Below are 14,279 nucleotides of genomic sequence, written 5' to 3' on the forward strand. Positions count from 1 at the left end.
AAGACCGACTATTTTAACTGCAAATCGTGGATCAGGGAATCCGTAAACGGGAATTTTTGCTTATTTTTTACGCAGCTTGATATGTGTGTCTATGAGTTGCAAGGCGTGGTCACGAAATAAAGTGCCTTCGGTGTCTTTCACCCACATATGCAGCAGGCCGGAGAAAAACAGATGCGAGTCCATGGCAAGTTCGGCGGCGGTCAGCTGAATGCTGACCTGGCCAATTTCCTGGGCTTTGGCATAAGCCTGTTCCATTTTGTGCACCAGTCCGCTACAGTTACTTAAAATTGATTTCAATACATCGGCAAACTCATCGACATATTCGCACTTAGTCATCATGACTTCATAGGTTGCGCGTGTGGTTGGGTCATCGTCCAGAATGAGAATGGTGCTTGCCATATATTTGCGGATACGGCCCAGCGGGTCACTATTGGCTTCCTCGCTATTGCCGAGCAGGGTATCGTCCATGCGGTCAATCAGAGGGAGATAGACCTCTTCGCGCATCGCGTGAAACAGTTCAGCTTTATTTTGAAAGTGCCAGTAGACGGCGCCCCGTGTCACGCTGGCGTGTGTGGCAATTTGTTCCAGGCTGGTGCGACTGACGCCCTTTTGCAGGAACATTTCTCGCGCAGCATCAATAATGCGCTGGCGGGTGATTGCGGCATCCTCTTTGGTTTTACGTACCATAAGTTTCTATCGCTCTTTCATATTCATTAAAGTTTCTTGTAGGTTGTGTATTTTACCAGTTGTGACCGCTAACTCGTTTTTGGCAGCTTGTACGGCAAATTTTTTGCAAAACCCATTTACATACATTCGTGTTTGTATATAATATACATCCAAGATTGTATGTAATCAAGTCTATTTTAAAAATTTTTAGAGGATAACATGTTGATTTCACAGACTATCCAGCCTCGTCGTACGCTGCTTGTGCTTGCTTTGGGCGTTGTACTGAGTGCTTGCGGAAAATCATCCAACGAACAAACCCCTGCGGCGGGCGGTATGCCAGCCATGCCAGTGACTGCTCAAACAGTCACGGCAGAAACGGTGCCGGTGCAAACCGAAGTCGTGGCGCAAACCGAGGGTGCCAAACAAATTGAAGTCCGTCCACGTGTGGGCGGTATTGTCTTGAAACGTTTGTATCAAGAAGGGGAGTCGGTGAAAGCCGGTCAGGATATGTTCCTGATTGACCCGGTGCCTTTCCAACTGCAAGTTGAACAAGCCAGGGCTCTGATTGCACAGCAAAAAGCCCGTATCGAACAAACTGCACGTGAAGCGCTGCGTTTAAAAGGCTTGCTGGAAACTAAATCCATCAGCCAGCGTGAATATGATAACGCGGCTTCTGATAACACTGTCGCTTCTGCGACCTTGTTGCAATATCAGGCGCAACTGCGTGAAGCGGAGTTAAACCTGTCATACACCCATGTTAAAGCGCCTGAAAGTGGTATAGCGGGTCGTTTTGTATTATCCGAAGGTGCGCTGGTGAATGCGAATACCAGTTTGCTCAGTACCATCGTGCAAGTGTCGCCAATTTGGGTGCGCTTCAGTTTGTCTGAGTCTGACTTGCTGGCGTTGGGCGGCCATTTGAGCCCAGGCCGTGTGCAGGATGTGAGACTGATTCTGGCTGACAACAGCGAGTATCCACAATCAGGCAAAATTAACTTTTCTGCCAGCCAAATCGATCCGGCATTAGGCACGCAACAACTGCGGGCCGAGTTCCAGAACCCTGACCGTGCATTGTTGCCAGGGCAGTTTGTCCGCGTGCGTTTGATCACAGGCAAGCGCGATGGTGTCTTCCTGATTCCGCAAACAGCGGTGCTGACTGGTCAACAAGGTAAATTTATCTTTGTGGCCGAAAAAGACAAGGAAGGCAAAACCGTCGCGGCTGTGCGTCCTATCGTGGCGGGTGGCTGGTTCAATGATCGCTGGATCGTACTTGATGGCTTGAAAGCCGGTGACCAGGTGATTGTTGATAACCTGATCAAAGTCCGTCCGGGTGCGCCTGTGGCGCCGCATGCGGCAGATGCTGCACCTGCCGCGCCAGCTAAAAGCTAATTTGGCCATAGCCTTATTTGCTAAATGCTTAGTTTGTTTTTGATTTAATCATGTTATCTGGGGCCTGAGTTCAATATTCAGGCCCGTCTCAGGGAAAACGATATGACCCGATTTTTTATCACACGGCCGATTTTTGCCAGCGTGCTGTCTATCATCATCGTGTTGGCAGGGTTGGCAGCGGCATTTAAATTGCCGATTGCGCAATATCCGCAAATTGCGCCGCCAACTGTGCTGATTACGGCCAGCTATCCTGGTGCCAGTGCTGAAACACTGTCTAAAACCGTGGCAGCACCGATTGAAGAGCAGTTAAGCGGGGTGGAAAACCTGCTGTACTTTAACTCCAGTTCTGACAGTAGCGGTACTTTAACCATTACCGCCACGTTTGATATTGGCACCAATGTTGACCAGGCGACTTTTAACGTCAGCAACCGCGTTAACATTGCTTTGCCGCGTTTGCCGGAAGATGTACGCAGAACCGGTGTCGTGGTGCAAAAGCGCTCCAACGATATTCTGTTGGTGGTGATGCTGATCTCCAAGAAAAAAGAACATGACCGTTTGTTCTTGAGTAACTACGCCACGCTGAATGTGCTGGATGAGTTCAAGCGCATCAAAGGCGTGGGCGATGTCACTATTTTTGGTGGCCAGGATTACTCCATGCGCGTCTGGTTGCGCCCTGACCGTATGGCGCAGCTGGGTGTGTCTACCAGTGATATTTCTGCCGCCATCGGCGCACAAAACGCGCAGTATGCTGCCGGTAAAATTGGTGCCGAGCCTGCCACGCCTAATCAGCAGTTGGCGTTTACGGTAACGGCTAAAGGGCGCTTAATTGAGCCTGAAGAGTTTGGTAATATCATTATCCGTGCGCAAGGCCCTAACGGCGTCCTGCGCCTGAAGGATGTGGCGCGTATTGAGTTGGGCGCACAAACCTATAACGTGGCTTCTGCACTGAATGGGCAGCCTGGTGTAGCGTTACCTATCTTCTTGCAAAGCGGCGCCAATGCGCTGGAAACTGCCGAAGCCATCAAGGCCAAAGTGGACGAACTGAAGCTGAAGTTCCCGGAAGGCATGGATTACAACATTCCTTACGACACCAGTGACTTTGTGAAAGCCACCATCAAGGAAGTGTTTCATACCTTTGGTGAAGCGCTGATCCTGGTGGTGCTGGTGGTGTTCCTGTTCCTGCAGAGCTGGCGCGCGACCTTGATTCCGATGATTGCCGTGCCAATTTCGATTGTTGGTACGTTTGCCGGCCTCTATCTGTTTGGATTCTCAATCAACCTGCTGACGCTGTTTGCCATGATTCTGGCGATTGGTATCGTGGTGGATGATGCGATTGTGGTGCTGGAAAACACCGAACGCTTGATGAAGGAAGAAAACCTCAATCCTTTACATGCGGCAATCAAGTCTATCGCTCAGGTACAAGCGGCGGTGGTGGCGATTGTGCTGGTGTTGTGTGCGGTGTTCGTGCCGGTGGCTTTCCAGGGTGGTATCGCCGGTGAGTTGTATCGCCAGTTTGCGGTCACGGTGGCCATTTCTGTGGTGATTTCAGGCGTGGTAGCGTTGACGCTGACGCCAGCCCTGTGTGCCATGATTTTGAAAAATGGCCACCATGAAAATGCCTTTTTCAGGAAATTTAACCGTGGCTTTAGCCGCTTGACCAACCTGTACACCGGTACCGTTAACCTGACCCTGCATCACAAGATTATTGGTGCCGTAGTGTTCGGTGCCATGGTAGTGGTCATGATTTTCCTGTTCCGTGCAGTACCGGGTGGGTTTGTACCACCAGAGGATCAGGGCTATGTGATCAGTATCGTCGTGATGCCCGATGGCGCAACCTTGAAGCGTACGTCACAAACCACGGAAAACATCCGTGCGACTATCGCTAAAGATCCGGCAACGGCGCATGAGTTTGCGGTGAACGGCTTTGAATTGCTGACAGGCGCGAACAAAACCAATGCTGCGACCATGTTTGTGCGTATGACAGACTGGGATCAACGTACCACCAATGCTGACCAAATGGTGGGTAAATTGATTGGCATCGGCATGAGCCAGCCAGATGGCTTGAGCTTTGCCGTGAACCCGCCTGCGATTCGTGGCTTGGGTTCTGCCGGTGGTTTTGAAGTGTATGTACAAAGCCATGGCGATACCGATCCGATCAAGTTGGCGCAGGTCATGAATAACTTTATGGATGCGATGCGTGCGAGCCCGCAATTGACCGGTATTAACAGCTTCTTCCGGCCGACCGTGCCTCAGTTGTTTATTGAGGTCGATGAAGCCAAAGCGCTGTCACAAAACGTGAAAATTGCGGATATTTATGCCACCTTGCAAAGTACCATGGGGTCGCTCTACGTCAACGACTTTAACCGTAGTGGCCGTACCTACCGCGTGCAGTTGCAAGCGGAGGCTGAGTACCGCATGAAGCCGGAAGACTTAGGCAAAGTGTATGTACGTAGCCAGCCAACGGCCGAAAATCCGGACGGCAATATGGTGCCTATGTCGGCATTGGCGAAGGTCAGCAATATTGTTGGTGCCGAGCAACTTGAGCGCTACAACGGCCTGCTGTCTGCCAAAGTGTTTGGTAGCGGTGCGCCTGGCGTGAGCTCGGGTGATGCGATCAAACTGGTGGAAAAAATTGCCAAGGAAAACCTGCCGGATGGCTACCAGATTGCCTGGACTGGCCAAGCCTACCAGGAAAATCGTACTGGTTCCGCTGCGCTGGTAGCCTTTGCCTTCGCGACCATTATGGTGTTCCTGATCCTGGCCGCGCAGTTTGAGACCTGGGCATTGCCATTGGCAGTGATTATGGCGATTCCATTTGCGATGACAGGTGCGTTGATTGCCGTGCTGACACGTGGCATGAACAACGATATCTACTTCCAGATTGGCTTGATTACCCTGATCGGCCTGGCGGCGAAAAACGCCATCCTGATTGTGGAATTTGCGTCACAGAAAATGGAAGAAGGCATGCCGTTGGCTGAAGCTGCACTGGAAGCAGCCCGTCTGCGTTTCAGACCGATCGTGATGACGTCGATGGCGTTTATGCTGGGGATTATCCCGCTGGTATTCGCGACCGGGGCAGGTGCGGCAGCCCGTCAGTCTATGGGTACTGGTGTGTTTGGCGGTATGTTGCTGGCAACGTTTATTGCCACCATCTTTATCCCGTTATTCTTTACCTGGTTGACCAATGAGAAAAAGGTTCGTCACCATGGGCACATTGTAGAAGAGGAATCGGTATGAAACCGACAATGAAAATTGCATTAAAACCGTTACAGCGATCATTGCTGCTGGGGTTGTTGACCTTGTCCATGACCGGTTGCCAGATGCTGGGTGATTTGTATTCGCGTCCTGCACCGCAGTTGCCAGCTCAATATGGCGCTGCGGGTGCTGACGCACTCAGTACCGAGCAGCAACTGGCGTTGCAGCAATGGTGGACACTGTTTAATGACAGCCAGTTAAACCAGTTGGTAGACGCTGCGCTGGCCAAAAACAATAACGTGCAACTGGCTGTGGCACGCATTGAAGAGGCCGATGCCCAAATGCGTGAGATTGGCGCCAACCTGTTGCCTACCGTCACCGCAACAGGTTCCGGTTTACGCAACCGTGTCACCGAGTCCGGTGTGTTCCCGGTGTTTGGCAACAACCCGCGTAAAACCTACAAAGTCGGTTTGAACGGCAGTTATGAGCTGGACCTGTGGGGCAAACTGCGCCGTGCCAATGAAGCTGCGCGTGCGCAGCTGTTGGCAACGCGTTATGCCAAAGAGGCGGTGACTTGGTCATTGTCCAGCCTGGTGGCCAATCACTATCTGATGATACGCAGTTTGGATGCGCAATTGCTGGTCAATACGCAAAACCTGAAAACCGCACAGGACAGCCTGGACCTGGCCAAACGTCGGGTGGAAGGTGGCGTGTCTACCATTCTGGACGCACATCAGGCGGAGCTGGTCGTCACCACGCTGCAAACGCAGACGCTGGAATTGAAGCGCTTGCGCGCTTTGAGTGAGCATCAGATTGGTTTGCTGACCAATGATCTTGGTCTGAAAATCGCGGCGGGTGACCTGATGGCGATGCCAACCCCTCCAGTCGCACCAACCGGTCTGCCTTCAGCACTGATGGAAGCCCGGCCGGACGTGCGCCAGGCAGAGCAGGACATGGTGTCAGCCAATGCCAATATTGCCGTGGCACGCGCGGCGTTTTACCCAAGTATCTCGCTATCCACCACTTATGGTGGTGAAAGTATCGCGCTGAATAACTTGCTGAAATCGCCTGCACGTGTCTGGTCACTTGGTTTGGATATCAGTATGCCGATTTTCAACGGCGGCCGCTTGAATGCACGTCTGGATCAGGCGACAGCGCAGCAAAAACAAGTGCTGGCAACTTATCAGAACACCTTGCAAACCGCGTTTACCGAAGTTAGCGATGCACTGGTGAATGCGCAACAATACCGTGAGCAAGAAGCCTTGGCCGAGTCCAAGGAAAAAACCACTGGCAATATTCTGCGCGTGGCGAAAAACCGCTATGAGGCAGGCTATACCAGCTACCTGGAAGTGCTGGATGCACAGCGTAACCATAATGAGGCTACGCAGGCTGTGGTGCAGAGCCGCCAGAATACGCTGACCGCGTCGGTGGACCTGTTCAAGGCTCTGGGCGGTGGCTGGAAGCCTGAAAGTGTCACTGCCGAGGCTGAGGCTAAAAAATAATGTCCTAAACAGTCATTCTTTGAGTATGTGTGAGCTAGCCGGGGTAACGAGAGATCGTTACCCCGGTTTTTTATTGGCTAGGCAAAACCTGGCGACAGCCTTAAGATGCCGGCATGACGACACCTTCATTAAAGCATATTGCCTTTGCCAGCTTTATCGGCACCGCCATCGAGTTTTACGATTTTTATATTTATGCCATGGCCGCTGCGCTGGTGATCGGGCAGGTATTTTTTCCTGCCAGTGATCCGGCCATACAATCGCTGAATGCGCTGCTCACCTTTGGCCTGGCTTTTATTGCGCGGCCGGTAGGCGCATTATTATTTGGTCACTTTGGTGACCGTATTGGCCGTAAGTCAACACTGGCCGCTTCTTTGCTGGTAATGGGGAGCGCCACCTTTTTGATTGGTCTGCTACCAGGCTATGCCAGCTGGGGCGTCTGGGCGCCAGTCGTGCTTTGCTTGCTCAGGTTCGCACAAGGTATCGGCCTGGGGGGCGAGTGGGCGGGGGCGGCCTTGCTGGCCACCGAGTACGCGCCTGCGAACAAGCGGGGCTGGTATGGAATGTTTCCGCAACTGGGGCCGTCGATCGGTTTTCTGCTGGCCACGTTGACATTTCTAGCCCTGAGTCTTGGCCTGAGCGAAGCCCAGTTTGAACAATGGGGTTGGCGTGTGCCGTTTATCATCAGCGCGGCGCTGGTGATGGTGGGCTTATATGTCAGGTTTAAACTGGCTGAAACGCCGGTATTTGCACAGGCGCAGTCCGCACAGCATTTACACCGCTGGCCGTTGAAAGCCTTGTTGCTGCAACATGGGCGCGCCATTGTATTGGGGGCGCTGGCCATGGGCGTGTGTTATCACCTGTTTTACACGGCAACGGTGTTTTGCCTGAGCTATGGCACACAGACCCTGCATATCGCGCGGCCAGTGTTTTTGAGTTTGTTATGCGTGGCCGTCATCGGCATGGCACTCGCGACACCGCTTGCGGCCTGGTGGGCAGACCGTGTTGGCAGGCGCCCGGTGCTGATGTGCGGGCAAGTGCTGGCACTGTTGCTGGGCTTTGCGCTGTCGCCACTGTTGGGGAGCGGCGATTGGTTATGGATATTGCTGTTTTTATTCTCAGCGTTGTTTTTGATGGGGGTGACGTTCGCCCCCATGGGCGCATTTTTGCCCGAGCAGTTCCCGGTAGCCGTGCGCTATAGTGGTGCCGGCCTGAGTTACCAGTTGGGCGGTATTTTAGGCGCGTCTTTTGCGCCAGCGATTGCGCAATCCCTGGTGCAGCAGGGAGGCTTACCCTGGGTGGGCGCCTATATGTCGCTGATGGCGCTTATCAGCCTGTTAGCGGTGTGGCGAATGACATCGCCTGCCGCGCTGCAAGACGTCACTGCGTAGGCGTGGCGAGCAGGTATAATGCAGTTTTTTTCACGGTGATACGGCATGTTTACCCATCCGGGCTTTAACCCCATCGCATTGCAAATTGGCAGTTTCGGCATTCATTGGTATGGCCTGATGTACCTGGTCGGCTTTTTTGGCGGCTTGTGGCTGGGGCAATACCAGGTCAAGCGCTTGCGCAAGCTGGATTCAGCCTCTCCCTGGCAGGAACGCGACCCGGACGATATGCTGTTTTATATTGCGCTGGGTGTGGTGTTTGGTGGTCGTTTGGGCTATGTGCTGTTTTATCAACCGGCTTATTTTCTGCAACATCCGCTAGAGATTTTTGCCTTGTGGCAGGGCGGTATGTCGTTTCACGGCGGCTTTATTGGCGTAATGGTGGCAATGGCGCTGTTTGCGCGCAAACGTGGCGTGATTTGGTTGCAACTGATGGATTTTGTGGCGCCTTTAGTGCCGATTGGCCTTGGCGCGGGGCGACTGGGTAATTTTATCAATGCCGAGTTATGGGGGCGTCCGACCAACGCCGATTGGGGCATGGTGTTTCCTGCGGTGGACCAGGTGGCCCGCCATCCGTCGCAGTTGTATGAATTTGCGCTGGAGGGCATTGTGTTGTTCCTGGTGTTATGGACGTTCGCGGGTAAAAAACGCCCCATCGGCGCAATCTCTGCCTTGTTCCTGCTCTGTTATGGCAGCTTCCGTTTTATTGTCGAATTCACCCGTGAACCGGACAGCTTTCTAGGGTTGCTGTCTCTGGGCCTGAGTATGGGGCAGTGGTTATGCGTGCCCATGATCCTGGTCGGGCTGGGCATGATGCGCTGGGCCTACCGTAAACCCTAATGGCCAGGCGTCTCTGGCTGGGTCGCCAATTCTAGTGCACTCAGCCAGCGTATGGCATATTCACGCGGCTGTTCGGCATCGCCGCACATTTCCAGGCTGGGTTGCAAGCCGCCACAAAAATCCGGGCGCTCGGGTTGACCAAACAGTTTGCACCGGAATAATTCGTCCAGTTGAATGCAGGCCACCCCCGCCGGTTTACCATCAGGCATACCGGGGATCGCACTGGTAATGGATGGTGCAATACAACATGCACCGCATTGTGGGCGGCAATCCATCGCGATTTATACCTCTACCCAGGGGTAGCCAAGCGCCGACACGCCAGCTTTCAGGTCTTGCATGGCCTGTTTGACCAATGCACTTTGCCCTTTCATGCCGACCTCAGTGGTGCGGCGCTGATTGGTGCGCGGCAGGCTGAACAATTTCAGCATGGGATACTGGCTTAACATCTGGTGCATTAAATCAATCAGGTCACTTTCCCCCGCCTCGGTGACCACAATGGCTTGTTCCAGGTAGTCTGCCGTATGAAACAGATCGCTGTAATACGTCTCGAGTACCCATTCCACCATGGGGTGGGCCATTTCAGGAAAGCCCGGCACAAAGTAATGCTGATTCAGGCTGAATCCGGCCACGCGATTAATTGGGTTGGGAATCAAGTCGCAGCCTTGTGGAAAGTCGGCCATCAGCACCCGTTTAGGGTAAGCGCCTGCGCCATACTGCGCCTCGATATTGGCAACGGCGCCTGCATGGCGCTCAATCGCCACGCCTGCGGCCGCGGCCGCACATTGTCGCGTATGGTCATCCGGCGTGGCACCAATACCGCCAAAACTGAACACGACATCACCGCGAGCCATACTGGCTTTGAGGTGACTGGTGATCTGGTCGGGTATATCACCAATAAAATGTGCCCAACTCAATTGCAAACCGCGGGCTGACAACAGCGAAATCACTTTGCCAAGATGCGCATCCTGGCGTTTGCCGGACAGGATTTCATCGCCAATGATATAAATGCCGAACTGATTCATGGTTAATTTGCGTAAATGTGTTTTGAAAGTGTTTTTCAAGGTCATCATAATACCAGTGAGCGCTTTTAAATTTATGTCACTGTGATGCATGCACACTAAATTCAATTAGCGCCAGCCGTGAGCGCTCAGGTACGGTAATCGATCCGCGCTCCACACCCTGATAAAGTCACCATGCGTGATTGGATACCAGCAATTGACGAACTTTTTGTTTGAAGTTGTGAGTCCAGCAGGTTCTCTCATTCTGTCCCGTTACGAGGGATGGATGGTGGTGTTGTCTTATTTCATTGCTGCAATAGCTTCTATATTGGCCATGTACCTGGCTGACTTGGCCCCCCAATTCCAGTTAAAAAGAGATCAGAAAATTGCGCTATTGAGCGGTGCCACGGTATTAGGCGCGGCGGTCTGGAGCATGCACTTCCTCGGTATGCTGGCTTCGAGCTTTGCGTGACCGTTAAATACGATCCGCTCATCACTTTACTCTCTATCTGGCCTGCTTTTGTCGCTTCCTGGGCTGCCATGCGCTGGATCTCACGCGCTGAAAAAGGCGTCAAGCATTTATGGTTAAGCGGCATGATTATTGGACTGGGGATTGGTATCATGCACTACAGCGGCATGTTGGCCATACGTACCGCCGCGACTATGACATTCAAACCATGGTGGGTCCTGATTTCTGTGGTGTCTGCCGTGTTGCTTGCGGTGCTTGCATTATGGTTTGGCCAGCAATGTGAACAATTGCAACGGTTGCGTGCCTGGCGTCATGTCGTCAGCGGGCTGGTGATGGGCGCGGCCATTACGATTATGCATTACATCGGGATGGCGGCTGCATCATTCGTGGGGATCGCCGAGTTTGCCCGGCCCGTGCCGACGGTAGATCGCTGGTATTTGTCGACGCTGGTGACCTTGGGGACGATGATCTTGATCGGCGCCGCTATTGCGCAAAATATGCTTGCCCGGCAGCGCCAGCTTGCCCGCGATTTGCAGTTCAAGGAACACCAAATGCGGGTCATCTTTCAAAACGCGATTGATGCCATTGTGATTACCGATGCCAAAGGGTTTATCAAAATGGTCAATCGCGCGTTTGAAGGCATGTTTGGCTACCAGGCACAGTTAATTATCGGTAAACATATCTCAAAAATGATTCCCGACTGGAAACAATTAAATGCCTATGCCAGAAAACGCAGGCAGCAAGATACTTCTGAAAAAATTGTGGCGGAACGTCATGGATTTCATGCTGATGGCCATGAAATCCCGCTCAGGATTGCGCTGACGCGGGTCATGGAATATGAGTCGAATTTTTGCATCAGCTTTCTGATGGATATGACGGCGTTTCACACGCAGCAAAATGCGCTGGAAAAACTGCTGACCGAAGATCCATTGACCGGATTGTTTAACCGGCGTGGCCTGCTGAGCCTGATGCGCGGTATTGCCAGTGGCGCCCACGCACACAACGTCAGCCGTGGCATGATCTTGCTGTTTCTGGATTTAGACGGCTTTAAGTCAGTCAATGATACGCTGGGGCATGCGGCAGGGGATGAAGTCTTGATTACGGTGTCGCAACGTATCCCAAAAGTATTACGTGAAGATGATATGGTGTGCCGGTTTGGGGGTGACGAGTTTGTGATTCTGCTCACATTTACTGACCATCCGCGCGTCCTGGCCACCAGGATTGCAGAGAAACTGATCGAATCCATTCAACAGCCGATCCGCTTTCAATCCGGGCAGGAAATCACGGTGGGTTGCAGCATAGGTGTGGCATTTGCATGGCCACGGAAAAAAGAAGAGATTGAGGCCTTGCTTGAAAAGGCAGATGCCGCCATGTATCTGGCTAAAAAAGGCAATGCTGGAAAAGTAGTCTTTTCCAGCATTTAGTCTGGTACTGCGTGATGCGTCTAGGCGGACCTGAGCAAGCGTGAAATGAAAATCAGGAACACTGCGCCGATGGTGGCCACGATAATACTACCCACCATGCCGCCGCTGGCACTGAGGCCAAGCAAGCCAAACAGCCAGCCGCCAACGACTGCACCGGCGATGCCCAAAATCAAATCCCAGATCAGGCCAAAACCATCGCCCTTCATAATCAAACCGGCCAACCAACCTGCAATAATGCCAACTACAATCGTCCAAAGCATGTGAATCTCCCTTGTTGTTGTGATGAAATCGTATGCTAACCAGAACTTCTGGTGTGATCTGTCAGCGGGCGCAGTAAAAGTCTGTCAGAAAAGACTGGCAAACTTGAGTGATTGGCCAGCGTTATTTTTTCAGGCCAACCAGCACCATTGCCACACCGGCCACGAGGACGATGATGCTGAGTGCTTGCGAAATCTCGACATCTTTAGTGATTTCCGCACTGGCTTCTAACGAGCCGATTTTAGCCACGGTTTCTTTGCTCTCGTAACTAAAGCCTTTGAACACTAATCCGGCCGTACCAAGTGCTATCAAAATAATACCAATCATAAGCGACGATTTCATCGCGAGTCCCCTGTGTGTGATGGATGTATTACCTTAACATATGGCGTGCATTAATGTGCGCTTTGCTAGTGCACTGCTTCAATAGACAGCATCATGGTCACCGACATTAACAGGAATGATTTCTGCATCCTGAATGATCAGTTCTAACGTGATGCGATAAGACAGATTGATAGACACAGAGTGCAAGCCAGTTAATTTACCATTCAAGGGATGCAGCCTGAGTGACGGATGATGCGGATTCATCTCAAGTAACTGTAATGTCTTTAAGTATTGCGCACGCAACTCTGGGTGGCGTTTTAAAAAACGGGCGGCACGTTTATTGTATTGCTCGGTAAAAACTAAATTGAAAGTCACAGAGGTCGCCGCTGTTAAGGCTGGTTGACATTGTCCAAGCGAGTTAAATGTGCCTCAGCAGACTCTTTCACAAATTTACCTTCAGCCAGGTTGGCACGGCTTTCAGCCAATGCAGCTTCCAATTCACACTCGCGTAAATAGTGATATTGCGCCAAATCCATCACCACATATTTATCCTTACCGCGCACAGAAACAACCACTTCTGTTTGTCCTTCCAATGAAGCTTCAATCGCGGCAATGCCTTTGGTTTTTAAATCATTTGCTGTGAGTTGTTGCATTATTAGCATCCTTAATCGTGCGATTAATCATATTGTACAGCAAGTTTAGTGTTGGTCGTTTTATTAACAAAAGTCCCCCCAGCAGTTAATCGGCCAACGTGTCTGAACGTTTTTAAAATGCGCTTACCGTTACTTTCTCTCGCTAATTACTTTTTCTGCAAGAGCAACGTCATCGCCATACGATGGATTCTTTATGATTGCATATAGCGTTTCTTCAGTTGCATGGGGATATATCAGAGTATTCCATCGTTTGATGAATGCTTCGCCTCTTTGCATATTTTCTTTAATGTTTCTTATTCGTTGCACTGAAAGTGAGTGTCTGTCACCGGATGTCAGCATGTTTTGTATTTCAGCCAAAGAGTCGCGACCTTGCCAGAACTCGAGTGAGCGATTTAATAAGGCGTATCCATTGGGGCCGCTAGACATTAATACATATGTTGCAAATTCATCTGCAATGTCTTCATTGTTGTTACCAGGAACGCCCCATAACCCCAGAAGTGAATGCCCAACCTCATGGAGGAATATTGCCGTAAAGGCTCCTTCGTTATTTGTCCTTGCAAGATTGCTAATTGTTTCTGTGCAGTAGTGTATATCCCCACTACCAAATGAGTCGGAGAACGCATTGATTTGTCCGCATGGCTCAACGCGTATATTAAAGTCAGGAAAAATTAATTTTTTCTTTAAGCCCGTATAAAGCGCTTCAAAGCTTTGCTGAGTTTTTTGCTGTTGACTTGAAGTTAGTAGCAGTTTTGCTTCAATCGTAATATTGACTTTTTTCGCAATGATTGACGCATATCGATTATCTAGAATTAAAAATTTCGGGCCTGTGAATGGAATTGAGCCTTGGATTATAAAAGGTGCGATCGCTTTTTGATAACCAAGCCCAGAGAATGCTTGGCCAGACTGATACATCAACAAATTTCTTTGGTCTAGAATGTAGGCAGTTATATCTTTGTAAACTGCATTCGTAGCATCAATCTTTATGCGATAAGAGTCCTGTAGAGAGCCGCTAGTGGGGAGCGGAATGACTTGCATTGATTTAGCATTAACAACGAAATTACTTACTTGTTGATCAAGGGCCATTACAGGTGAAACTGTAACCTGAGCAACTGCTTTAGTAGAAATTAGTATTACTGTGACTAATAAAATTCTGACTAAATTGTTCAATTGCTGCTCCTCAGT

Annotated in this window: 15 protein-coding genes; 7 read left to right on the top strand and 8 right to left on the bottom strand. The window is 51.0% G+C overall.

What is annotated here, in order from left to right:
- Positions 1-60 precede the first annotated feature (60 nt).
- A complete protein-coding gene (locus MET42_RS0103000) occupies positions 61-687 on the bottom strand; it encodes a TetR family transcriptional regulator (RefSeq protein ID WP_019881275.1) in 627 nt (208 codons plus the stop codon).
- Between the two features lie 198 nt (positions 688-885).
- On the opposite strand from MET42_RS0103000, the gene MET42_RS0103005 reads away from it, so the two are divergent.
- The 5 genes from MET42_RS0103005 (at position 886) to lgt (ending at position 8,974) form a co-directional block, all read left to right on the top strand.
- Positions 886-2,052 carry an efflux RND transporter periplasmic adaptor subunit gene (locus MET42_RS0103005; protein WP_019881277.1) on the top strand — a complete coding sequence of 389 codons (1,167 nt, stop codon included), beginning with the start codon at positions 886-888 and terminating at the stop codon, positions 2,050-2,052.
- A 102-nt stretch (positions 2,053-2,154) separates the two neighbouring features.
- Entirely contained in the window at positions 2,155-5,289 is a 3,135-nt protein-coding gene (locus MET42_RS0103010) for an efflux RND transporter permease subunit (protein WP_019881279.1), read from the top strand.
- Between the two features lie 8 nt (positions 5,290-5,297).
- Complete coding sequence (locus MET42_RS0103015) at positions 5,298-6,749, top strand: efflux transporter outer membrane subunit (protein ID WP_019881280.1); 1,452 nt, start codon at positions 5,298-5,300, stop codon at positions 6,747-6,749.
- 113 nt (positions 6,750-6,862) lie between these two features.
- Positions 6,863-8,137, top strand: a complete 1,275-nt coding sequence (locus MET42_RS0103020) for an MFS transporter (RefSeq protein ID WP_019881281.1) — start codon at positions 6,863-6,865, stop codon at positions 8,135-8,137.
- 45 nt (positions 8,138-8,182) lie between these two features.
- The gene (lgt, locus tag MET42_RS0103025; protein ID WP_019881282.1) at positions 8,183-8,974 is read left to right on the top strand and encodes a prolipoprotein diacylglyceryl transferase; all 792 of its coding nucleotides are present in this window, start codon (positions 8,183-8,185) and stop codon (positions 8,972-8,974) included.
- Here lgt and MET42_RS0103030 read toward each other — a convergent pair.
- The gene (locus MET42_RS0103030) at positions 8,971-9,249 is read right to left on the bottom strand and encodes a YkgJ family cysteine cluster protein (protein ID WP_081624275.1); all 279 of its coding nucleotides are present in this window, start codon (positions 9,247-9,249) and stop codon (positions 8,971-8,973) included. The genes lgt and MET42_RS0103030 overlap by 4 nt on opposite strands.
- A gap of 6 nt (positions 9,250-9,255) precedes the next feature.
- The gene (locus MET42_RS0103035) at positions 9,256-9,996 is read right to left on the bottom strand and encodes a molybdopterin-binding protein (protein ID WP_029512304.1); all 741 of its coding nucleotides are present in this window, start codon (positions 9,994-9,996) and stop codon (positions 9,256-9,258) included.
- Positions 9,997-10,189: 193 nt separating this feature from the next.
- Between MET42_RS0103035 and MET42_RS0103040 the strand changes: the two genes are divergently transcribed.
- Both MET42_RS0103040 and MET42_RS0103045 read left to right on the top strand, forming a co-directional pair.
- Positions 10,190-10,444, top strand: a complete 255-nt coding sequence (locus MET42_RS0103040; protein ID WP_232411251.1) for an MHYT domain-containing protein — start codon at positions 10,190-10,192, stop codon at positions 10,442-10,444.
- Entirely contained in the window at positions 10,441-11,865 is a 1,425-nt protein-coding gene (locus tag MET42_RS0103045; RefSeq protein WP_019881287.1) for a diguanylate cyclase, read from the top strand. The genes MET42_RS0103040 and MET42_RS0103045 overlap by 4 nt, the downstream gene beginning before the upstream one ends.
- 20 nt (positions 11,866-11,885) lie before the next feature.
- On the opposite strand, the gene MET42_RS0103050 is transcribed toward MET42_RS0103045, so the two are convergent.
- From MET42_RS0103050 to MET42_RS0103070, 5 genes are all read right to left on the bottom strand, one after another.
- Positions 11,886-12,125, bottom strand: a complete 240-nt coding sequence (locus MET42_RS0103050) for a GlsB/YeaQ/YmgE family stress response membrane protein (protein ID WP_019881289.1) — start codon at positions 12,123-12,125, stop codon at positions 11,886-11,888.
- A 121-nt stretch (positions 12,126-12,246) separates the two neighbouring features.
- Positions 12,247-12,465, bottom strand: coding sequence for a hypothetical protein (locus tag MET42_RS0103055; protein ID WP_019915208.1), 219 nt, complete (start codon positions 12,463-12,465; stop codon positions 12,247-12,249).
- Between the two features lie 78 nt (positions 12,466-12,543).
- Positions 12,544-12,819 carry a plasmid stabilization protein gene (locus MET42_RS0103060; protein ID WP_019881291.1) on the bottom strand — a complete coding sequence of 92 codons (276 nt, stop codon included), beginning with the start codon at positions 12,817-12,819 and terminating at the stop codon, positions 12,544-12,546.
- 14 nt (positions 12,820-12,833) lie between these two features.
- Positions 12,834-13,097 carry a hypothetical protein gene (locus tag MET42_RS0103065; protein WP_019881292.1) on the bottom strand — a complete coding sequence of 88 codons (264 nt, stop codon included), beginning with the start codon at positions 13,095-13,097 and terminating at the stop codon, positions 12,834-12,836.
- Between the two features lie 129 nt (positions 13,098-13,226).
- Positions 13,227-14,264, bottom strand: coding sequence for a DUF4344 domain-containing metallopeptidase (locus tag MET42_RS0103070; RefSeq protein ID WP_232411252.1), 1,038 nt, complete (start codon positions 14,262-14,264; stop codon positions 13,227-13,229).
- Positions 14,265-14,279 lie beyond the last annotated feature (15 nt).

The sequence above is a fragment of the Methylophilus sp. 42 genome, from assembly GCF_000384155.1.
Taxonomy (GTDB): domain Bacteria; phylum Pseudomonadota; class Gammaproteobacteria; order Burkholderiales; family Methylophilaceae; genus Methylophilus.

Bases quoted from the DNA above. Each gene is read 5' to 3' on its own strand.
- MET42_RS0103000 (WP_019881275.1), bottom strand. From the start codon at position 687: ATGGTACGTAAAACCAAAGAGGATGCCGCAATCACCCGCCAGCGCATT.
- MET42_RS0103005 (WP_019881277.1), top strand. From the start codon at position 886: ATGTTGATTTCACAGACTATCCAGCCTCGTCGTACGCTGCTTGTGCTT.
- MET42_RS0103010 (WP_019881279.1), top strand. From the start codon at position 2,155: ATGACCCGATTTTTTATCACACGGCCGATTTTTGCCAGCGTGCTGTCT.
- MET42_RS0103015 (WP_019881280.1), top strand. From the start codon at position 5,298: ATGAAAATTGCATTAAAACCGTTACAGCGATCATTGCTGCTGGGGTTG.
- MET42_RS0103020 (WP_019881281.1), top strand. From the start codon at position 6,863: ATGACGACACCTTCATTAAAGCATATTGCCTTTGCCAGCTTTATCGGC.
- lgt (WP_019881282.1), top strand. From the start codon at position 8,183: ATGTTTACCCATCCGGGCTTTAACCCCATCGCATTGCAAATTGGCAGT.
- MET42_RS0103030 (WP_081624275.1), bottom strand. From the start codon at position 9,249: ATGGATTGCCGCCCACAATGCGGTGCATGTTGTATTGCACCATCCATT.
- MET42_RS0103035 (WP_029512304.1), bottom strand. From the start codon at position 9,996: ATGAATCAGTTCGGCATTTATATCATTGGCGATGAAATCCTGTCCGGC.
- MET42_RS0103050 (WP_019881289.1), bottom strand. From the start codon at position 12,125: ATGCTTTGGACGATTGTAGTTGGCATTATTGCAGGTTGGTTGGCCGGT.
- MET42_RS0103055 (WP_019915208.1), bottom strand. From the start codon at position 12,465: ATGAAATCGTCGCTTATGATTGGTATTATTTTGATAGCACTTGGTACG.
- MET42_RS0103065 (WP_019881292.1), bottom strand. From the start codon at position 13,097: ATGCAACAACTCACAGCAAATGATTTAAAAACCAAAGGCATTGCCGCG.